Below are 20,051 nucleotides of genomic sequence, written 5' to 3' on the forward strand. Positions count from 1 at the left end.
GGCGAGCCCCGCGCAGCGGGGGCGTCAGGCCTCGACGGCCGCCTTCTCGCGCGCCGCACGGATGCGGGCGTCGCGCTCCTTGATCTGCGGCTCGTTCTCGCGGAACAGCGAGTAGAGGGGTGCCGCGACGAACAGCGTCGAGTAGGTCGCCACGAGGATGCCGACGAAGATCGAGAGCGAGATGTCGGTCAGCGTCTCTGCACCCAGCCAGAACGCACCGATGAACAGGATCGCGCCCACCGGGAGCGCCGCCACGACCGAGGTGTTGATCGATCGGATCAGCGTCTGGTTCACCGCGAGGTTGACCGACTCGCCGAACAGGCGCGCGGTCTTCTCCCCGTCCTCCGTCGTGTTCTCCCGGATCTTGTCGAACACCACGGTGGTGTCGTAGAGCGAGTACGCCAGGATCGTGAGGAACCCGATCACCGCCGCCGGGGAGATCTCGAAACCGGCCAGGGCGTACACGCCCACCGTGATCACGAGCACGTCGAGCAGCCCGATGATCGCTGCGGCCGACATCTTCCAGGTGCGGAAGTAGATCGCCAGGATCAGGAAAGTCAGCGCGAGGAAGATCGCCAGACCCCACAGGGACTGCCGCGTCACGCTCTCACCCCACGCGGGACCGATGAACGAGGAGGTCACCGCGTCGGGCTCCACCTCGTACGCGTCGGCGAGAGCGCCGGCGACCTGCTGCGTCTCCGCCGCCGTCATCTGGTCGGTCTGGACCCGGATGTCCTGATCGTTCACGATGACGACCTTGGTCGCGGCGCCGGGCACCACGGACTGCACGGCCTCGCTCGCGGTGTCCTGATTCAGCGTGGCCGGGGCGTTCACCGTGAACTGCGACCCGCCCGTGAATTCGATCGAGAACTGGATGGGACGGAACAGCGGCACGAGCGCGGATCCCACGACCAGCGCGATCGCGATGATGAACCACAGCCGACGGCGTCCGACGAACGGGAAGGAGGTCTTTCCCGTGTAGAGGTTGTTACCGAACTCGTTCATGGAAGCCATCAGGCGTCTCCCTCGCTTCCGCCCTTGGTCTGTTTCTCCGCGGCGAGGGCCTCGGCACGCTTGCGCTCTGCGATGGTCTGACGGCGGTCCGCCTCACCGCGTGAGCGGGCGTTCTTCGCGCCGCGACCCGCCGATGCCGTCGCCACCTCGCGGTACTGCGACCGGCTCCGGTACACGGCCCCGAGTGCCGCCGGGTCGAGTCCGGAGAGCTTGTGGCCGCCGCCGAAGAAGCGCGTCCGCGCGAGGAGCTGCATCACCGGATGGGTGAAGATGACGAAGATCATCACGTCGATGACGGTCGTCAGGCCGAGCGTGAACGCGAAGCCCTTCACCGTGGAGTCCGCGAGGATGTAGAGCACGACGGCCGCGAGGATGTTGATCGACTTCGAGATGTAGATCGTGCGCTTCGCGCGACCCCACCCGTCCTCGACCGCCGCCGTGATCGACTTGCCGTCGCGCAGCTCGTCTCGGATCCGCTCGAAGTAGACGATGAACGAGTCGGCCGTGAAACCGATCGACACGATCAGACCCGCGACGCCCGCGAGCGACAGGCGGAACCCGATGCGCCACGCGAGGATGCAGATCACGATGTACGTCAGCACCGCCATCACCGCGATCGACGCGATGATCACCGTCCCGAGAGCGCGGTACGACAGCAAGGAGTAGACCGCGACCAGCGCCAGACCGATCAGACCCGCGATGAGCCCGATCTGGAGCTGCTGCGTGCCGAGGGTCGCGGAGATCGTGTCGGAGCTCTGCACCTCGAAGCTCAACGGCAGCGCACCGAACTTGAGCTGATCCGCGAGCGTCGTCGCGCTCTCCTGAGTGAAGCTGCCGGAGATGCTGGGCCGGCCGTCGAGGATCACGCCGTTCATCCGCGGCGCACTGATCACGTCGCCGTCGAGCACGAACGCGAACTGGTCGCGGGGCGACAGACCGTCGATGCGGTTCTGGTTGAGGCGCGTGCTGACCTTGCCGAACGCGTCTGCGCCATCGCCGTTCATCGTGAGCTGCACGATCCAGGCGCCGCTCTTGGGGTCGCGGCCTGCCGACGCGTCGGTGATCGCGCGTCCGTCGAGCTCCATCGGGCCGAGGAGGAACTTCTGGGTGTCGTCCGGGGAGCAGGCGATGACCGGCTCGTCCTTCGGCGCACGCGACGGATCGTTGTCGGGGTTGGCGCAGTCGTAGGCCTGGAACTCCGCTGCCAGCTTCTCGGTCACCCACGACAGATCGCTCGCGTCGGTCGGCTCCGCCGTCGGAGTGGCGTTCAGGCCGGGGTCGGGGCTCGGGAACGGCGTGGAGTTGCCGTCGTCGCCCACGAACTCGGTGCTCGCCGCGGTCGTGTACAGGACCGGACGGAACTCGAGCTGCGCGCTGGACTGGATGCGCTCCCTGGTCTGCTCGTCGGCCTCACCCGGGATCTGGACGACGATGTTGCGGCCGCCCTCCGTGGTGATGTCGGCCTCGGCGACACCCGAGGCATCCACGCGCTGGCGGATGATCGCCGCGGCCTGGTCGAGCTGCTCCTGCGACGGCGCTGCGCCGTCCTCGGTCTCGGCGCTGAGGATGATCTGCGTGCCGCCCTGCAGGTCGAGCGCCAGTTCCGGCGCCCACGAACTCTGCTTGAAGACGTACACACCCAGCGCGTTGATGCCGAAGAGCACGCCCGTCACGAGGAGCAGGCCGAGGAGGACCCGCCAGGCGTGACGGACAGGTGAAGATGAAGCCACGTGTGTTCAGCTTTCTGGGAGGACGATGATCCGAGCGGCCACGACGGCCGCTGTCTTACTTGTCGTCGGCGTCCCGTTCGAGACGGGCGCGGGTCTCCTCCGGCGTCTCCGTCGTGGGGGCGGCGGGCTCGTCGACGATGCGGTCATCCACGCCGTCCACGGGCGCCTCAACGATAGCGTCCTTCGGCTCGACGATGCGGAGGATCGCCTGGCTGTGCACCTCGATGACGGTGCCCGGAGCGATCTCCACCAGGGCCGGCGCGTCCAGGTCGTCCGGGTCGAACGCCACGATCGTGCCGTAGATGCCGCCCTGCAGCAGGACCTTGGCGCCGGGAACCGTCTTGGTGGCCTTCTCCTCCTGCTCGGCCTTCATCTGCCTCGTCCGCTTGCGCGTGTTGAAGATCATGAAGATCAGGAGCACGGCCAGGAGGCCGAAGAGCACGAATTCCATGGGCATGGGGAAGCGCCTTTCTCAGGTGCACGCACCAGCCATTGGGCGCACAGAGGTATCGGGGGAAGCCTTCAGCGATTATAGGTCATCCAGCGTGAGCATCCCGTCGGGGTGCGCCACCCCGAGGTGCGCATACGCCTCGGGTGTCGCGACCCGTCCGCGCGGCGTGCGCCCCAGGAATCCGATGCGGACGAGGTACGGCTCGACCACGCTCTCCACGGTCTCGGCCTCCTCGCCCACCGCGACCGCGAGGGTGCTGAGACCCACCGGTCCCCCGCGGAAACGCCGGACGAGCGCGTCGAGCACCGCTCGGTCCAGCCGGTCGAGACCGATCGCGTCGACGTCATAGAGCTCCAGCGCCGCCCGCACGTCGTGCAGCGTCGCCGCACCGCCGCCGTGCACCAGCGCGTAGTCGCGCACGCGGCGCAGCAGGCGGTTGGCGATTCGGGGGGTTCCTCGAGATCGGCGCGCGATCTCGGAGAGGGCGTCGGTCGGAAGCCCGACCCCCAGCACCGACGCGGAACGCGCGATGACCTGCTCGAGCTCGCCCTCCTCGTAGAACTCGAGATGGCCGGTGAACCCGAAGCGGTCGCGGAGCGGATTGGGCAGCAGGCCCGAGCGCGTCGTCGCCCCGACCAGGGTGAACGGCGACAGCTCCAGGGGGATGCTCGTGGCGCCCGCACCCTTGCCCACCATGATGTCGATGCGGTAGTCCTCCATCGCGAGGTAGAGCATCTCCTCCGCGGAGCGGGCCATGCGATGGATCTCGTCGATGAACAGCACCTCGCCCGGCATCAGGCTCGACAGCAGAGCCGCGAGATCTCCCGCGTGCTGGATCGCGGGGCCGCTGGACATACGGAGCGGACGCTCGCTCTCGTGGGCGACGATCATCGCGAGCGTGGTCTTGCCGAGTCCCGGAGGACCCGCGAGCAGGATGTGATCGGCGGGTCGGGACTGCAGGCGCGCGGCCTCGAGCAGCAACTGGAGTTGGCCGCGCACCTTCTGCTGGCCCACGAAGTCGCCGAGGCTGGAGGGGCGCAGCGCGCCCTCGATCGCGAGCTCCGACTCGTCGGTGGGCTCGGTCGGGTCGAGCGGGTCAGACACGCGCCGATCCTCCCTGCGCCGGGCCGAGCAGGGCGAGCGTGCGCCGCAGCAGCGACGCGACCGACGCCCGCTCGGCTTCGGTCGCCGCGGCAGCGGTCTCGGTCGCCGCCTCGGCGGCCACCTTCTCCGACCACCCGAGACCCACGAGCGCGGCGGCGACCTGCGACACGATGTCACTCCCCCCCGAGGCCTGCGTCGCGGCCGGGGCGGCAACGGCGTGCACCTTCCCCGCGAGCTGCACCACGATGAGCTTGGCCGTCTTGGGCCCGATGCCGGACACACGCCGGAACGGGGCGTCGTCCTCGGCGGTGACGGCCTCGGCGATCTGGTCCGTCGTCAGATGCGACAGCACGCCCAGCGCCGACTTCGGCCCCACGCCCGTCACGCTGAGCAGCAGCGTGAAGATCTCCAGCTCCGCCCGATCGGCGAAGCCGAAGAGCGAGAGGGCGTCCTCGCGCACGATCAGGCTCGTGTGCAGGCGCAGCTTCTCCCCCACCGTCGCCGTGTGCGCGACATCGGCGGGGACGGCGACCGCGAAGCCCACGCCACCCACGTCGATGACGACCTGGTCCGGCGTCGTGTGCAGCACGGTGCCGTGCAGAGAGGAGATCATCCTCCCAGCCTAGGAGGTCGCTCGCACATATGTTCGAGCGACACGCTCCGCGTCCGCCCAGGCCCGCTGCGCGGGGGTCAGTCCGCCCGCCGCACCGCCGGCGCGGGGTGCCCCGCGGCGCCAGGCGTGACACAGGGCGATCGCGAGAGCGTCCGCGGCGTCCGCCGGCTGCGGCGGCGCATCCAGACGCAGGATGCGGGCGATCATCGCCTGCACCTGCCTCTTGTCGGCGGAGCCGTAGCCCGTGACGGCCGCCTTGACCTCGCTGGGCGTGTGGGTCGCCGCGGGAAGCCCTGACTCGGCGGCGATGAGGAGCGCGACCCCGCTCGCCTGCGCCGTGCCCATCACCGTGTGGCTGTTCTGTTGCGCGAAGACGCGCTCGACCGCGACCGCGTCAGGGCGGTGCTGGGCGATCGCCTCGCGGATCCCGGCGGCGACGACCGCGAGTCGCTCGCCGATCGGCGCATCGATCGCCGAGCGGATCACACCGACGTGCACGAGGGTGCCCCGGCGGGCCCGGTCGACGTCGACGATCCCGACACCGCAGCGGGTGAGTCCCGGGTCGATGCCCAGCACGCGGATGGTCGACGTCACCGTCCCAGGCTAGGCGCGGAACGTGCCCATCGAGGTCAGCCGCGCCTACGCGTCGTCGTTCTCGAGCTCCGCCTGGACCTCGGCCGACAGGTCGAAGTTGCTGAAGACGTTCTGCACGTCCTCGCTGTCCTCCAGCGCGTCGATCAGTCGGAACACCTTGCGGGCCGTGTCGGCGTCGATCTCGACCTTGAGGTTCGGCACGAACTCGACGTCGGCCGACTCGTACTCGATGCCCGCCTCCTGCAGCGCACTGCGCACGGCGACCAGGTCGCTCGCCTCGGTGATGACCTCGAAGCCCTCGGCGTGCGGCTCGATCTCCTCGGCCCCCGCCTCGAGCGCGGCCATCATCACGTCGTCCTCGGTCGTGCCCTCCGACCCGACCACGATGACGCCCTTGCGACTGAAGTTGTACGCGACGCTGCCGGGGTCGGCGAGCGTGCCCCCGTTGCGGCTCAGCGCGGTGCGCACCTCGGCGGCGGCACGGTTCTTGTTGTCGGTCAGACACTCGATCATGAGCGCCACACCGTTGGGGCCGTACCCCTCGTACATGATCGAGGTGTACTCGACGGCCTCGCCGCCGATGCCCGCACCGCGCTTGATCGCCCGGTCGATGTTGTCCTTCGGGACGGAGGTCTTCTTGGCCTTGAGGACCGCGTCGAACAGGGTCGGGTTGCCCTGCAGGTCGGCGCCGCCGAGCTTGGCCGCGACCTCGATGTTCTTGATGAGCTTGGCCCAGGACTTGGCACGGCGCGCGTCGATGACGGCCTTCTTGTGCTTGGTCGTGGCCCACTTGGAATGCCCGGACATAAGTCTCCGCTCGTCGTCAGGGCCCCGGCGCGTGTCCAGGGCGTCGTCCATTCTAAAGGAACACCGCGGAACACCCGGCGGCACAGTGCCTTGTCGGGGCGCTGCGGCGGTGGGAGACTGACCGCATGGGCGACCGGGAGCGTGCTCTCGACGCCGCTCACCGTCGAGCCGAGGCGTTCCTGGGCACCCTCGACGATCGACCGGTGTGGCCGCGCGCGAGCCTCGACGAGATGCTGCAGGTGTTCGGCACGCCTCTCCCGGAGCGGGCGGAGGACCCCGCGGCCGTTGTCGAGGACATCGCGGCGAAGGCCGAGCCCGGACTCGTGGCGATCCCCGGTGGACGGTTCTTCGGGTTCGTGATCGGCGGCACTCATCCGGCCGCTCTCGCCGCGGACTGGCTCGTGTCCGCGTGGGATCAGAACTCCGGCTCCTCCCTGCTCACCCCGGCGACCGTCGCGATGGAGCGGGTGGCAGGACAGTGGCTGCTCGAGCTGCTCGGCCTCCCGTGCGCGAGCAGCGTCGGCTTCGTCACGGGCGGTCAGCTCGCGAACTTCACGTGCCTCGCGTCCGCACGGAACGCCGTGCTCGCGCGGGCGGGGTGGGACCTCGCCGAACGGGGACTGCGCTCCGCGCCGCCGGTGCGGTTCGTGGTGGGTGCCGATCGTCATGGATCGATCGACCGCGCGGCACGGTTCCTCGGGATCGGCCGCGCCGAGGTCGACGTGGTGGATGCCGACGCGCAGGGCAGGATGCACCCCGCCGAGCTCGAGCGCGTCCTCGACGGCGGATCCGGCCCGCTCATCGTGTGCCTGCAGGCGGGAGAGGTCCATACCGGAGCGTTCGACGATTTCCGCGCGCTGATCGCGATCGCACGCCGACACGGCGCCTGGGTGCACGTGGACGGCGCCTTCGGTCTGTGGGCGGCCGCCTCCCCCGCGCTGCGACATCTGACCGCCGGCATGGAGGACGCGGACTCCTGGGCGACCGACGCACACAAGACGCTGAACGTGCCGTACGACTGCGGCATGGCGATCGTCCGCGATCCCGCCGATTCGATCGCGGCGTTCCGCACCGGCGGCGACTACCTCGTCTACTCCGGCCTCGACCCGTGGGATATGACGCCGGAGCTGTCGCGCCGCGCCCGCGGGGTGCCGGCGTACGCGGCGTTGCGCAGCCTCGGGCGTTCCGGGGTCGCCGATCTCGTCGACCGCCTCCACGACAACGCCGTACGCATGGCCTCCGGCCTGCGCGGCCTCGACGCGATCGAGGTGATCAACGACGTCGACTACACCCAGGTGATGTTCCGGCTCGACACGGACGAGGCGACCCGCGAGCTCGGTGCCGCGATCCTGGTCGACGGCACGGCCGTCGTCACCGGAGCGGAATGGCGGGGGCGAGCCGCGCTGCGGTGCTCGATGTCGTCGTGGGCGACGACCGCGGACGACATCGACCGCACGGTGCACGCCATCCGCGCCCTTCTCCCCTGACCCGACTCGCCCGCCTGCTACGGTCGAGGCCGCCATTGATCGCGCGCGAGAGGAGCAGGGTGTGACCGCAGGAGCCGACCGCCTCCGCCCCGCGTGGACCTCCCTGCCCGAGAGCCTCCGCGCCGCGGCGCTGGACGTGATCGGCGGAGAGTACATCTCCGACGCCCCCGCGCACGGCGGCTTCAGCGCCACGTACGCGGGCACCGTGGTCACGACCGGCGGTCGGGCTTTCGTGAAGGCCGCGGGCGCGGACTGGCACGCCGACTCGGTGCGCCTCCTCCGCCAGGAGATCGTCACCCTGTCGACCCTCCCCTCCGGCGTCGCGCCCCGAGTGCTGGGGACGGTGCAGGACGACATCGGTGCCGTGCTGGTCGTCGAGGCGATCGACGGCCGCCATCCGGGGCGCCCGTGGACAGCGGATGACCTGCACGCGGTGGCGGACGCCCTCGCCGTCGTCAGCACCACGCCGGCACCGAGAACCCTGACGGCCGCGGACGAGAGCATGGTCCCGGGTTTCACGCGCTGGCAGGAGATCGCCGCCACCCCCGACCTCCGCGGCGCTCTGCCCCCGTCGGTCCGGGATTCGCTGCCCCGACTGCGTGAACTGGAGGCGGAGTTCGCGGGGGCCGTGCGCGGAGATGTCCTCGTCCACGACGACGTCCGGGCCGACAACATCCTCATCGCCGACGGTCGCGCCCACCTGCTCGACTGGCCGCATGCGCGCCGCGGGGCCGCATGGGTCGACCTCCCCTGCGTGCTGCCGAGCATCGAGGCGAGCGGCGGACCGACCTGCACGCAGGCCTACCCGGTGTTCGAGGAGCACGGCGCTCCCCCTCCGAGGGACCTGCTGCCGGTCATCGCGGGCTTCGCCTCGTACCTCTGGGCCGAGCAGAGCAGGCCGGAGATTCCGCAGCTCCCCGGCTTGCGCGCCTTCCAGCGGGCGCAAGCCGGTCCCGCGCTGCGGTGGCTGGCCGGCCTGGTGTGACGACGCCTCCGGCGGTCAGGCGGCGGCGACGGAGTGGCCGCCTTCGACGCGGGCGAGGAAGCGCTCGTGGAAGCGGGTCTCGCCGGAGATCTCCGGGTGGAAGCTCAGGCCCAGCAGCGCTCCCTGCTCCACCGCCACCACGCGGCCGTCCGGTAGCGCCGCGAGCGGGGTCGCACGAGGACCGATCGACTCGACGACCGGTCCGCGGATGAACGCCGCCGACACCGGCGGTGCACCGAAGGCCGCCACGTCGAGCTGCGCCTCGAACGACTCCACCTGACGGCCGAACGCGTTCCGCCTGACCACCGCGTCGAGCCCTCCGAACGACTGCTGGCCCTCGATCGCGTCGACGACCGTGTCGGCCAGCATGATCAGCCCCGCGCACGTGCCGAGCACCGGGAGCCCGGCGGCGATCGCGTCGCGGATCGGCTCCTGCATCCCGAACGTGCGCGACAGCTTGTCGATCACGGTGGACTCGCCACCCGGGATCACCAGGCCGTTCACGGCGGCCAGCTCCTCCGGGCGCCGGACGAGCTCCACCTGGGCGCCGAGACGGGTGAGCAGGGCGGCGTGCTCGCGCACATCGCCCTGCAGCGCGAGCACGCCGACCCGCGGGCTACCAGCCACGCTCGGCGAGCCGGTGCGGCGCCGGCAGGTCGCTGACGTTGATGCCGACCATCGCCTCGCCGAGCCCGCGGGACACCTCGGCGATCACCTTCGGGTCGTCGAAGAACGTCGTGGCCTTCACGATCGCCTTCGCGCGCTCGGCGGGGTTGCCCGACTTGAAGATGCCGGAGCCGACGAACACGCCGTCCGCCCCGAGCTGCATCATCATCGCGGCGTCCGCGGGGGTCGCGACGCCGCCGGCCACGAACAGCACGACGGGGAGCGTGCCCGTCTCGGCGATCTCGGCGACCAGCTCGTACGGCGCCTGCAGCTCCTTCGCGGCGACGAACAGCTCGTCCTTCGGGAGAGCCGTGAGCGCAGCGATCTCCCCGCGGATCTTGCGGATGTGCTTCATCGCCTCGGACACGTCGCCCGTTCCGGCCTCGCCCTTCGAGCGGATCATCGCCGCCCCCTCGTTGATGCGTCGCAGCGCTTCGCCGAGGTTCGTGGCGCCGCACACGAAGGGCACCGTGAAGCCGAACTTGTCGATGTGGTTCACGTAGTCGGCCGGCGAGAGCACCTCGGACTCGTCGATGTAGTCGACACCGAGCTCCTGCAGCACCTGCGCCTCGACGAAGTGACCGATGCGCGCCTTCGCCATCACCGGGATCGACACGGCATCGATGATGCTGTCGATCATGTCCGGGTCGCTCATGCGCGAGACGCCGCCCTGCGCGCGGATGTCGGCCGGCACGCGCTCGAGCGCCATGACGGCGACGGCGCCCGCGTCCTCGGCGATCTTCGCCTGCTCGGCGGTCACGACGTCCATGATGACGCCGCCCTTGAGCATCTCGGCGAGACCGCGCTTGACGCGCGACGATCCGGTGGTGTTCTGCTCGGACATGGGGAGCTCCAGTCGGATGATCCGTAATCGGGTTTGATCTAGATCAAACGTAGCACTGTCCGATCCCACCTAGAATCGCGGAGGAGGATCATGAGCGACCGGATCACAGGCAGCACCGCGGCGGAGATCGCCGACAGCGTGCGCGCCCTGCGCGACCGCGGGATCCTGCTTCCCGGAGCCCTCCTCCCGCCGGTGCGCGAGCTCGCCGCCACCCTCGGCGTCAACCGCAACACCGCCGTCGCCGCGTACCGCCAGCTCGCCCAGGCGGGACTCGTCCTGTCGCGCGGACGCGCCGGCACCACGGTCGCGGGGATCGAGGCCGTGGCACAGGAGGGCTACGCGGCCGACACCGTGCTCCGCGACATCGGCACCGGCAACCCCGACCCCGCGCGCATCCCCGACCCGTCGGCCGCGCTGATGACGATCGCGAGCCGTCCCGTGCTCTACGGTGAACCCGTGATCGACCCGGGGCTGGAGGAGTGGGCGCGCCGGTGGATGGCGGCCGACCTCCCGGACGCGGACTTCCGGATCACCGTGACGAGCGGAGCGGTCGATGCGGTGGAGCGCCTGCTCGCCCAAGCGCTCATGCGCGATGACGCCGTGGCGCTCGAGGATCCGTGCTTCCTCGCCAGCATCCACACGGTGCGGCTCGGCGGCTATCGGGCCGTCCCGGTCCCCGTCGACGACCAGGGCATGACGGTCGACGGACTGCGGGCGGCTCTCGACGCCGGCGTGCGGGCCGTGATCTGCACACCGCGGGCGCAGAACCCCACCGGCGTGGGTCTCACGGCCCAGCGCGCCGCCGAGCTGCGCGGTGTCCTCGCCGATCACCCGTACGTCCTGATCATCGAGGACGACCACTTCTCGCTGCTGTCGCAGCGCCCGTACGAGTCCTTGATCAGCGAGGACCATCGCCGCTTCGCCCTCGTGCGCTCGGTGTCGAAGTTCCTCGGACCCGACATGTGCCTCGCGATCGCGGCGACCGACCCCGACACCGCGGAACGTCTCGCGATGCGACTCAGCCCGGGCACCACCTGGGTGAGCCACCTGCTGCAGCGCCTCGCCCTGGCACAGCTGACCGACGAGGATGCGATGACCACCGTCGCGACCGCCGGTGCGCACTACGCGGAGCGCAACGCCGCGTTCGCGGCGCGCCTGCGCGCGCACGGCATCGACGCCGCGCCACCGGACGGGCTGAGCCTCTGGGTGCGACTCCCCCGGCCCGCACGCGAGGTCGCCGAGCACCTGATGCGGCGGGGGTGGCTCGCCCGCACGGGTGACGAGTTCTCCCTCGACGACCGCGCCGATCCGTCCCACCACCTCCGTCTCACCGTCCACGACCTCACCGACGCGGAAGCCGACACGCTCGTCGCCGACCTCGTCGCGGCCGCGCGATGACCACCCGTCGCGGGCACCGGCCCGCCCTGACCGAAAGCGCTCGTTCATGAAGATCCTCTCCATCCAGTCCGCCGTGGCGTACGGGCACGTGGGCAACTCCGCCGCGGTGTTCCCGCTGCAGCGCATCGGCGTCGAGGTGCTGCCCGTCTACACCGTGAACTTCTCCAACCACACCGGCTACGGCGCCTGGCGCGGACCGCTGATCGACCCCGCCGACGTGCGCGAGGTCATTACCGGCATCGAGGACCGCGGAGTGTTCGGGCAGATCGACGCCGTCCTGAGCGGCTACCAGGGAGGCGAGGGCATCGGTGACGTGATCATCGATGCGGTCGCGCGCGTCAAGGCCGCCAACCCCGACGCGGTCTACGCGTGCGACCCGGTCATGGGCAACGCGAAGTCGGGCTGCTTCGTCGCCCCCGCGATCCCGATCCTGCTGCGCGAGCGCGTCGTCCCGGTGGCGGACATCATCACCCCCAACCAGTTCGAGCTCGGGTTCCTCACCGAGACCGAACCCGACACGCTCGAGTCCACGCTCGCCTCGGTCGACCTCGCCCGCGCCATGGGCCCCCGCACGGTGCTCGTGACGAGCGTCGAGCGGCCCGACCGCGAGGAGGGGACCATCGAGATGCTCGCGGTCGACGGCGACGGTGCCTGGCTCGTCCAGACGCCGCACCTCCCCATGAAGGCGAACGGCTCCGGTGACGTGACCGCCGCCCTGTTCACGGCGCACTACGTCGAGACCGGCAGCGCCAAGACCGCGCTCGAGCGCACCGCCTCCAGCGTGTACGACCTGCTGCAGGCGACGCTCGACTCGGGTGAGCGCGAGCTGCAGCTCATCGAGGCGCAGGAGTTCTACGCGCACCCGCGCATGCAGTTCACCGCACGGCAGGTGCGCTGACGGTCACTCCGGCCACGCGTGGGCGACGGCCTCCCGCACTTCGCCGAGGAGCTGCGGGAGCGCCTTCGTCTTCGCGATGATCGGGAAGAAGTTCGCGTCGGAGCGCCACCGCGGTACCACGTGCTGGTGCAGATGCGCGTCCACGCCGGCTCCCGCCACCGCCCCCTGGTTCATTCCCAGGTTGAAGCCGTCGCATCCGGAGACCTCGCGCAGCACCCGCATGGCCGTCTGGGTGAGCGCGCCGATCTCGGCCACCTCTTCCGGACTCGCCTGGTCGTACGTCGCGATGTGACGGTACGGGCACACCAGCAGGTGCCCCGAGTTGTACGGGAACAGGTTCAGCAGCACGTACGCGGTCGTGCCCCGTGCCACGATGAGCCGCTCGGCGTCAGGGTACTTCGGCGCCTCGCAGAACGGGCACTCCTCGCGCAGGGGCTCCGGTCCCGCCTGGATGTAGGCCATCCGGTGGGGGGTCCACAGCCGCTGGAACTCGTCGGGCACGCCGGCGAGGCGACCTGCATCCTCCAGCGACTGCTCCCCCTCGGTCATGCCAGGTCCCCGGCCGTCTGCACCAGGGCGTGGTTGTCGATGGCAGCGCGGATGCGGTCGACCGCCTGCGCGATCGGCACGCCGTTCTCCTGCGAGCCGTCGCGGTAGCGGAAGGAGACGGTGCCGGCGGCCCGGTCCTGCTCCCCGGCGATCAGCAGCAGCGGGACCTTGCCGGTCGTGTGCGTGCGGATCTTCTTCTGCATGCGGTCGTCGGAGGTGTCGAGCTCGGCACGCACACCGCGGGAGCGGAGCGTGTCGATCACCTCACCCAGATAGTCGGCGAAGTCGTCCGCGACCGGGATCCCCACGACCTGTACCGGCGAGAGCCACACCGGGAAGTCGCCCGCATAGTGCTCGAGGAGGATCGCGAAGAACCGCTCGATCGAGCCGAACAGCGCCCGGTGGATCATGATCGGACGCTTCTTCTGGCCGTCCTTGTCCATGAACTCGAGGTCGAAGCGCTCGGGCAGGTTGGGGTCGACCTGCACCGTGGACAGCTGCCACGTGCGGCCGATCGCATCGCGCGTCTTCAGGTCGATCTTCGGCCCGTAGAACGCCGCCTCGCCCGGCACCTCGGTGAGCTTGAGACCGGAGGCCACGGCCACGCGGCGCAGGGCGTCGGTGGACGACTCCCAGAACTCGTCCGAACCGATCCACTTCGACTTCTCGTCGTCCTTCATCGACAGCTCGAGCTCGAAGTCGGTGAGGCCGAAGTCGCGGAGCATCGAGAGGATGAACTCGAGGACCTTGCCGACCTCCTCCTCCAGCTGGTCGGGTGTGACGAACAGGTGCGAGTCGTCCTGCGTGAAGCCGCGCACCCGCGTGAGGCCGTGCAGGGCCCCGGAGAGTTCGTTGCGGTAGACCGTGCCGTTCTCCGCGAACCGCAGCGGGAGGTCGCGATAACTGCGCGCGCGCTCCTTGTAGATGAGGATGTGCATCGGGCAGTTCATGGGCTTCAGGTAGTAGTCCTGGCCCTGCTTGGTGATCTCGCCGTTCTCGTCGCGCTCCTCGTCCATGACGATGGGCGGGAACATGCCGTCCTTGTAGGTGACGAGGTGGTTCGAGGTGAGGAAGAGGTCTTCCTTGGAGATGTGCGGCGTGTACACGTAGGTGTAGCCGCCCTCGATGTGCCGCTTGCGCGCGTGCTGCTCCATCTCGCCGCGCACCACGCCGCCGCGCGGATGCCAGACGCTCAGGCCCGACCCGATCTCCTCGGGGAAGGAGAACAGGTCGAGCTCCTTGCCGAGTCGCCGGTGGTCGCGCTTGGCGGCCTCCTCCAGCCGGTGCTGGTACGCGCGCAGCTCGTCCTTCGTGGGCCAGGCGGTGCCGTAGATGCGCTGCAGCTGCGGGTTCTTCTCGCTGCCGCGCCAGTACGCGGCGGCGATGCGCGTGAGGTCCCAGCCGTTGCCGATCATGCGGGTGTTGGGCAGATGCGGCCCGCGGCAGAGGTCCTTCCAGACGACCTCGCCGTCGCGGGTCGTGTTGTCGTAGATCGTGAGCTCGCCCTCGCCCACCTCGACCGACGCGCCCTCGGCCGCCTCCTTGCCGCCCTTGAGCCCGATCAGCTCGAGCTTGAACGGCTCGTCGGCGAGCTCCGCGCGCGCCTCGTCATCGCTCACGACACGACGCACGAAGCGCTGGCCCTCGCGGACGATGCGCTGCATCTCCTTCGTGATGGCCTTGATGTCCTCCGGCGTGAACGGGGTGTCGACGCCGAAGTCGTAGTAGAACCCGTCGGTGATGGGCGGGCCGATGCCGAGGTTCGCCTGCGGGTTGATGCGCTGCACGGCCTGCGCGAGCACGTGCGCGGCCGAGTGGCGCAGGATGTTCAGGCCGTCGGGGCTGTCGATCGTGACCGGCTCGACCTGCTCGGTGCCGGTCAGGGTCGTGGCGAGGTCCTTGAGCTCGCCGTTGACGCGCATCGCGACGACGTTTCGGTCAGAGAACAGGGCGAAGCCGTCGGTCGGCTGGGCGTTTTCAGGCACTGATCACTCCATCTGGGTCTGGATCTAGGCTACTCGTATGGCCGGGGGCCGCCGACCGTCAGGCCACCGGCTCGGCCGAGGAGGGCGCGGCCGCCGGGGCGAGGATGATGATCGCCGCGCCCACGAGCGCGACCGCCGACCCGACCCAGTCCCAGACCGTGGGACGGAAACCGTCGACGATGATGCCCCAGGCGAGGGATCCGGCGATGAAGATCCCGCCGTACGCGGCGAGCACCCTGCCGAAGTTCGCGTCGGGCTGGAGCGCCGCGACGAAGCCGTACGCCCCCAGCGCCATGACCCCCAGGACCGCGAAGAGCCAACCGCGGTCCTCCTTGATGGCCTGCCAGATGAGCCAGGCACCGCCGATCTCGGCGACGGCGGCGAGGACGAACAGCACGACGATGCGGAAAACGGTCACCACCTCAGTGTGTCAGGACACACGAGGACGGCTTCGCGAACGACGGGGCGCCGCAACCGTCGGACCGGACGGTAGCGTGGCCCCATGACCCGGACGATCGCCCGCTGGATCCTCGCTCTCGCCCTCGGCGCCGTCGGCGTGCTGCACTTCACGCAGACGCGCGGCTTCCGGGTGGTGGTGCCCGACTGGGCGACCGAGGCGACGCGGATGGACAAGGATGCCATCGTGATCGCGTCGGGCGCCGTCGAGGTCGCGCTCGCCGCGGGGCTGATCGCGCTGCCGCGGGAGCGCCGCCGGATCGGCTGGGCGACGGCGGGGTTCTTCGCCGCGGTCTTCCCCGGCAACTGGCATCAGTGGCGCACCGGCCGCTCCACTCCGGGGCTCGACACGGACGCGCGTCGGTTCGGCCGTCTCTTCCTGCAACCGGCCCTGATCGCCTGGGCGCTGTGGGCGACGCGATGACCTCCCCCTCGATCATCTGGTTCCGCGACGACCTCCGCCTCGCCGACCATCCGGCGCTGCGTGCCGCGATGGATCGGGACGCGCCCGTGATCGCGCTGTTCGTGCTCGACGAGGAGTCGCCGGGGATCCGCCCGCTCGGAGGTGCCGCGAAGTGGTGGCTGCATCACTCGCTGGTCTCCCTCGACGAGCGGCTGCGCGAGAAGGGCGCCCGGCTCGTGCTGCGGCGCGGCCCGGCCGAGCGCGTGGTGCGCGAGGTCGTCGCGGAGAGCGGGGCGGGCGCCGTCTACTGGAACCGTCGATACGGGCGACCGGAGCGGGAGATCGACGCGGCGCTGAAGAGCTCGCTGCGCGATCAGGGCCTGACGGTGGAGTCCTTCGCCGCGTCGCTGCTGCACGAGCCGTGGACCGTCACCACGGGCAGCGGCACGCACTACTCCGTCTTCACCCCGTTCTGGCGCGCCTGCCGCGCACTGCCCGCGCCCCGTGGTCCCCTGCCGGAGCCGCGCGAACTCGACGGAGTGGCGCGACCGCCGCGCTCCGATGCCCCGGGTGACTGGGAGCTGCTGCCCACGACACCGGATTGGGCGGGCGGGCTCCGCGACACTTGGGAGCCGGGCGAGCCGGCAGCACGACGGCGGCTGCGACACTTCCTCGACCACGATCTCCCGGCGTACGACGCGGCCAGGGACGCGCCGGCCGCCGGTGCGACCTCCCTGCTCTCCCCCCGGCTGCGCTGGGGCGAGCTGAGCCCGTTCACCGTGTGGGCCGAGGCGACCCGGGTCGAGGGCTCGGCACGGTTCCTGTCCGAGCTCGGCTGGCGCGAGTTCGCCTGGCACACGCTCTACCACTTCCCCGATCTGGCCACGAAGAACCTCCGGCCCGAGTTCGATGCGTTCCCCTGGCCGGGACTCGACCCGCGGCAGCTGGATGCCTGGCAGCACGGCGAGACCGGGATCCCCCTCGTCGACTCGGGGATGCGCGAGCTGTGGCACACCGGGTACATGCACAACCGGGTGCGGATGGTGACCGCGTCCTTCCTCATCAAGAACCTGCTGATCGACTGGCGGCTCGGCGAGGAGTGGTTCTGGGACACGCTGGTCGATGCAGACGGCGCCAACAACGCCTTCAACTGGCAGTGGGTCGCGGGATCGGGTGCGGATGCGGCCCCGTACTTCCGCGTCTTCAACCCGGAGCTGCAGGCGAAGAAGTTCGACGGGGACGGAGAATATGTCACGCGGTGGGCCGCCGATGCCCCGACCACGCCGATCGTCGACCTGGGCGAGACGCGCAAGGCGGCACTCGCGGCGTACGACGAGGTCAAGCGCGCCGCGGGCTCCGCGCGGCGCTGACCACCGACACCGGCGGGTAGACCGCGCGCGAGCCGGTAGCCGCCCACCGCGTTCACCCCCGCACGGCCGCGGGGAGGGCGCCGACCTCCGGCGAGGCTGCGAGGTCGAGGCCGGCGGTCAGTGTGGCCCGCGGCGACGAGCCGCAGCCGCCGCGGATCCGACTCCGTCGAGCACCGGCGCTCCGTGGCCGGTCAGCACCACCCTGGCTCCGGTCGCCGCCAGCGTCTCGAGGGAGTCGATGGCTGCCTCAGGATCGGCGGTGGCCGCGTTCGCGACGATCTGCGGACCCTCCTCTCCCGTGTAGGGATCGAGGGTCACCAGGGCGTCGCCGGCGATCAGCACGCCCTGCGACTCGAACAGGTAGGCGCAGTGCCCGTCGGTGTGACCCGGCGTCCACAGCGCGACCGGAGCACCGGGCACGTCGACCGGGTGCCCATGCGTCACCTGCGGCTGCGCCTCGACGCCGCGCACGGTCAGCGCGCCGGCGGCCGCCATGCGAGTGATCACGGGGATGCCCCGGGGGTGCCCGAGCACGTAGAGGAGACGTGGTGTCGCGGGGCGATAGCGGTACGGGTGCCGGGCGAGTGCCGCATCGCCCGGGTGCACCACCACCGTCACGCCGTCGTCCTGCAGCGCCCGAGCAGTGCCGACGTGGTCGAAGTGGCCGTGGGTGAGCACGACCGCGTCGATGTCGCTCCGCCGGGCCCCGAGATGCCCGAGCAGTTCCGACAGCACCTTCCCGGTGCGCGGCAATCCGGCATCGAAGAGCGTGATGCCGTCGGCGGACTGCATCAGATAGCAGTTCACGTCGGCCACGGATAGGCGGAAGAACCCGGGCGCGACCTCTGACCAGCCGCTCCGCTCGCTCATGAATCGCCTCCCGCGTCGTCCGCGGGGCCGCGCCCCGCGTCGAAGTTCCGCTCGTACCGATCCCGCGCCTCGACGAGCACGGACGCGTCAAGGACCGCGATCGGCTCGACGTCGCGCAGCAGCGGTTCGCAATCCGGACCGCGCCCGCAGATCTCCCCGCGCAGGATCCAGGCGATGCGTGTCGGGTCTTTCTCCGCGAGGTGCTGATACTGACACAGCTGCCGCGCGAGCCAGTCCTCCAGCGGCCTGGTCCACCAGCGCTCTGCGTCGAGAGGATTCACGGACAGGCCCGGGAGCTCCAGTCCGCTCTCCGAGTCGAGGCTGGAACGGCGCCGGTCGTCCTCCGGCCCGTCGGAGTACCGTACGTGCAGGCCGCGGTCGGCGCGCACCACCGCGGCGAGTTGGGCGAGACGCGTGATGCGGCGAAGGCCGGTGGCGGGGTCACGCTCGGCCTCGATCGCGGGAGTGCACGTCTGCGCCGACGTCGTTTCGGACATGGCTCGACGTTACGGAGCAGGTACCGGCGGAGCACGGGGATTGACAACACTCGGAGAAAGGCTGCCGTGCCCGGACGCGCAAAGCTACTCCGGCTGGCTCCCGCCGTCAACGGGCTCTCGCTGCGCACCCGGCGGTCTTACCTTCGGGCCACCGCACCGAGCACTGCTGAGGAGAGAACAATGCGCGCCATGACGTACCGCGGACCGTACAAGGTCCAGGTCGCTGAGAAACCGGAACCGCGGATCGAGCACCCGAACGACGCGATCGTGCGTGTCACGCACGCCGCGATCTGCGGGTCGGATCTGCACCTGTACCACGGCATGATGCCGGACACCCGCATCGGGCACACGTTCGGCCACGAGATCGTGGGCGTCGTGCACGAGGTCGGATCCTCAGTGCAGAGCCTCTCGGTCGGAGACCGGGTGATGGTGCCGTTCAACATCGCGTGCGGGTCCTGCTACTTCTGCACCCGCGGCCTCTTCTCGAACTGCCACAACGTGAACCCCAATGCCACGGCCGTGGGCGGCATCTACGGCTACTCCCACACGACGGGTGGCTATGACGGCGGGCAGGCGGAGTTCGTGCGCGTGCCCTTCGCCGACGTGGGACCCTCCGTCGTGCCGGACTGGCTCTCGTCGGAGGATGCGCTACTGCTCACCGACGCGTTCTCCACCGGGTACTTCGGCGCGCAGCTCGGCGACATCGCGGAGGGCGACACCGTCGCGGTCTTCGGTGCCGGACCCGTGGGTCTGGCCGCCGCCCGCTCGGCCTGGTTCCTCGGCGCAGGCCGGGTGATCGTCCTCGACCACCTGGATTACCGGCTCGACAAGGCCAGGGACTTCGCGTTCGCCGAGACGATGCACATCGGCGAGGTCGGCGACCCCGTGCTCGCCATGAAGAAGGCGACCGGATACCTGGGCGCCGACGTGGCGATCGACGCGGTGGGTGCGGAGGCCGACGGCAACCTCATCCAGCACGTGACGGCGGCCAAGCTCAAGCTCCAGGGCGGCTCCCCCGTCGCCGTGAACTGGGCGATCGACTCCGTGCGCAAGGGCGGAACGGTGTCGCTGATCGGCGCGTACGGTCCGCTGGTGTCCGCCGTGCGCCTCGGCGACGCGATGAACAAGGGCCTCACGATCCGCGGCAATCAGGCACCGGTCCTGCGGCAGTGGCCGCGACTGCTCGAGCACATCCAGGCTGGTCACGTGCGGCCGAGCGAGCTCCTGACGCACCGCTTCCCGCTCGAGCACATCGCCGAGGCCTACCACGTGTTCTCCAGCAAGCTGGACGACTGCATCAAACCCGTCATCACGATCGGAGAGGACTGAG

21 protein-coding genes are annotated in these 20,051 nt (G+C 70.3%); 7 read left to right on the top strand and 14 right to left on the bottom strand.

Annotation, left to right across the window (positions count from 1 at the left end):
* Window positions 1-24 precede the first annotated feature (24 nt).
* The 7 genes from secF to KZC56_RS14110 form a co-directional block, all read right to left on the bottom strand.
* Entirely contained in the window at window positions 25-1,014 is a 990-nt protein-coding gene (gene secF / locus KZC56_RS14080) for a protein translocase subunit SecF (RefSeq protein ID WP_136033643.1), read from the bottom strand.
* Window positions 1,014-2,744, bottom strand: a complete 1,731-nt coding sequence (gene secD, locus KZC56_RS14085) for a protein translocase subunit SecD (RefSeq protein ID WP_136033641.1) — start codon at window positions 2,742-2,744, stop codon at window positions 1,014-1,016. Before secD ends, secF begins: the two co-directional genes overlap by 1 nt.
* A 55-nt stretch (window positions 2,745-2,799) precedes the next feature.
* Entirely contained in the window at window positions 2,800-3,195 is a 396-nt protein-coding gene (locus KZC56_RS14090; protein ID WP_136033701.1) for a preprotein translocase subunit YajC, read from the bottom strand.
* A 78-nt stretch (window positions 3,196-3,273) separates the two neighbouring features.
* Window positions 3,274-4,299 (bottom strand): Holliday junction branch migration DNA helicase RuvB, encoded by a 1,026-nt coding sequence (ruvB, locus tag KZC56_RS14095; RefSeq protein ID WP_247638807.1) that lies wholly within the window; start codon window positions 4,297-4,299, stop codon window positions 3,274-3,276.
* Complete coding sequence (ruvA, locus tag KZC56_RS14100; RefSeq protein ID WP_136033636.1) at window positions 4,292-4,912, bottom strand: Holliday junction branch migration protein RuvA; 621 nt, start codon at window positions 4,910-4,912, stop codon at window positions 4,292-4,294. Before ruvA ends, ruvB begins: the two co-directional genes overlap by 8 nt.
* A gap of 9 nt (window positions 4,913-4,921) precedes the next feature.
* Complete coding sequence (gene ruvC / locus KZC56_RS14105) at window positions 4,922-5,506, bottom strand: crossover junction endodeoxyribonuclease RuvC (RefSeq protein WP_136033634.1); 585 nt, start codon at window positions 5,504-5,506, stop codon at window positions 4,922-4,924.
* Window positions 5,507-5,551: 45 nt separating this feature from the next.
* The gene (locus KZC56_RS14110) at window positions 5,552-6,313 is read right to left on the bottom strand and encodes a YebC/PmpR family DNA-binding transcriptional regulator (RefSeq protein ID WP_136033632.1); all 762 of its coding nucleotides are present in this window, start codon (window positions 6,311-6,313) and stop codon (window positions 5,552-5,554) included.
* A 125-nt stretch (window positions 6,314-6,438) separates the two neighbouring features.
* On the opposite strand from KZC56_RS14110, the gene KZC56_RS14115 reads away from it, so the two are divergent.
* Both KZC56_RS14115 and KZC56_RS14120 read left to right on the top strand, forming a co-directional pair.
* Window positions 6,439-7,800, top strand: coding sequence for a pyridoxal phosphate-dependent decarboxylase family protein (locus KZC56_RS14115; RefSeq protein ID WP_247638808.1), 1,362 nt, complete (start codon window positions 6,439-6,441; stop codon window positions 7,798-7,800).
* A 61-nt stretch (window positions 7,801-7,861) separates the two neighbouring features.
* Window positions 7,862-8,785, top strand: coding sequence for a phosphotransferase (locus tag KZC56_RS14120; RefSeq protein ID WP_247638809.1), 924 nt, complete (start codon window positions 7,862-7,864; stop codon window positions 8,783-8,785).
* 15 nt (window positions 8,786-8,800) lie between these two features.
* Here KZC56_RS14120 and pdxT read toward each other — a convergent pair whose 3' ends face one another.
* A complete protein-coding gene (gene pdxT, locus KZC56_RS14125) occupies window positions 8,801-9,412 on the bottom strand; it encodes a pyridoxal 5'-phosphate synthase glutaminase subunit PdxT (protein ID WP_136033626.1) in 612 nt (203 codons plus the stop codon).
* Complete coding sequence (pdxS, locus tag KZC56_RS14130) at window positions 9,402-10,295, bottom strand: pyridoxal 5'-phosphate synthase lyase subunit PdxS (RefSeq protein ID WP_136033624.1); 894 nt, start codon at window positions 10,293-10,295, stop codon at window positions 9,402-9,404. Before pdxS ends, pdxT begins: the two co-directional genes overlap by 11 nt.
* Before the next feature lie 90 nt (window positions 10,296-10,385).
* Between pdxS and KZC56_RS14135 the strand changes: the two genes are divergently transcribed.
* Both KZC56_RS14135 and pdxY read left to right on the top strand, forming a co-directional pair.
* Window positions 10,386-11,693 carry an aminotransferase class I/II-fold pyridoxal phosphate-dependent enzyme gene (locus KZC56_RS14135; RefSeq protein ID WP_247638810.1) on the top strand — a complete coding sequence of 436 codons (1,308 nt, stop codon included), beginning with the start codon at window positions 10,386-10,388 and terminating at the stop codon, window positions 11,691-11,693.
* Window positions 11,694-11,739: 46 nt separating this feature from the next.
* Window positions 11,740-12,591, top strand: coding sequence for a pyridoxal kinase PdxY (pdxY, locus tag KZC56_RS14140; protein ID WP_136033620.1), 852 nt, complete (start codon window positions 11,740-11,742; stop codon window positions 12,589-12,591).
* Between the two features lie 3 nt (window positions 12,592-12,594).
* Here pdxY and KZC56_RS14145 read toward each other — a convergent pair whose 3' ends face one another.
* The 3 genes from KZC56_RS14145 to KZC56_RS14155 all read right to left on the bottom strand — a co-directional run bounded on the left by KZC56_RS14145 (window position 12,595) and on the right by KZC56_RS14155 (window position 15,543).
* The gene (locus tag KZC56_RS14145) at window positions 12,595-13,140 is read right to left on the bottom strand and encodes an HIT family protein (protein ID WP_136033617.1); all 546 of its coding nucleotides are present in this window, start codon (window positions 13,138-13,140) and stop codon (window positions 12,595-12,597) included.
* A complete protein-coding gene (gene thrS, locus KZC56_RS14150) occupies window positions 13,137-15,062 on the bottom strand; it encodes a threonine--tRNA ligase (RefSeq protein ID WP_247638890.1) in 1,926 nt (641 codons plus the stop codon). Before thrS ends, KZC56_RS14145 begins: the two co-directional genes overlap by 4 nt.
* Window positions 15,063-15,183: 121 nt before the next feature.
* The gene (locus KZC56_RS14155; RefSeq protein ID WP_247638811.1) at window positions 15,184-15,543 is read right to left on the bottom strand and encodes a YnfA family protein; all 360 of its coding nucleotides are present in this window, start codon (window positions 15,541-15,543) and stop codon (window positions 15,184-15,186) included.
* Window positions 15,544-15,627: 84 nt separating this feature from the next.
* Here KZC56_RS14155 and KZC56_RS14160 point away from each other — a divergent pair, with 84 nt between their 5' ends.
* Together KZC56_RS14160 and KZC56_RS14165 are read left to right on the top strand one after the other, a co-directional pair.
* Window positions 15,628-16,005, top strand: a complete 378-nt coding sequence (locus tag KZC56_RS14160; protein ID WP_136033611.1) for a DoxX family protein — start codon at window positions 15,628-15,630, stop codon at window positions 16,003-16,005.
* Window positions 16,002-17,354, top strand: a complete 1,353-nt coding sequence (locus KZC56_RS14165) for a cryptochrome/photolyase family protein (protein WP_247638812.1) — start codon at window positions 16,002-16,004, stop codon at window positions 17,352-17,354. The genes KZC56_RS14160 and KZC56_RS14165 overlap by 4 nt, the downstream gene beginning before the upstream one ends.
* A gap of 117 nt (window positions 17,355-17,471) precedes the next feature.
* Here the strand turns inward: KZC56_RS14165 and KZC56_RS14170 are convergent, their stop codons facing one another.
* Together KZC56_RS14170 and KZC56_RS14175 are read right to left on the bottom strand one after the other, a co-directional pair.
* Complete coding sequence (locus KZC56_RS14170) at window positions 17,472-18,224, bottom strand: MBL fold metallo-hydrolase (RefSeq protein ID WP_136033607.1); 753 nt, start codon at window positions 18,222-18,224, stop codon at window positions 17,472-17,474.
* A complete protein-coding gene (locus tag KZC56_RS14175; RefSeq protein ID WP_247638813.1) occupies window positions 18,221-18,721 on the bottom strand; it encodes a DUF6098 family protein in 501 nt (166 codons plus the stop codon). The genes KZC56_RS14170 and KZC56_RS14175 overlap by 4 nt, the downstream gene beginning before the upstream one ends.
* Before the next feature lie 180 nt (window positions 18,722-18,901).
* On the opposite strand from KZC56_RS14175, the gene KZC56_RS14180 reads away from it, so the two are divergent.
* Window positions 18,902-20,050: a zinc-dependent alcohol dehydrogenase gene (locus KZC56_RS14180; RefSeq protein ID WP_247638814.1), complete on the top strand. Its 1,149-nt coding sequence runs from the start codon at window positions 18,902-18,904 to the stop codon at window positions 20,048-20,050.
* Window position 20,051 lies beyond the last annotated feature (1 nt).

This window comes from Microbacterium sufflavum (assembly GCF_023091155.1).
Lineage (GTDB): Bacteria > Actinomycetota > Actinomycetes > Actinomycetales > Microbacteriaceae > Microbacterium > Microbacterium sufflavum.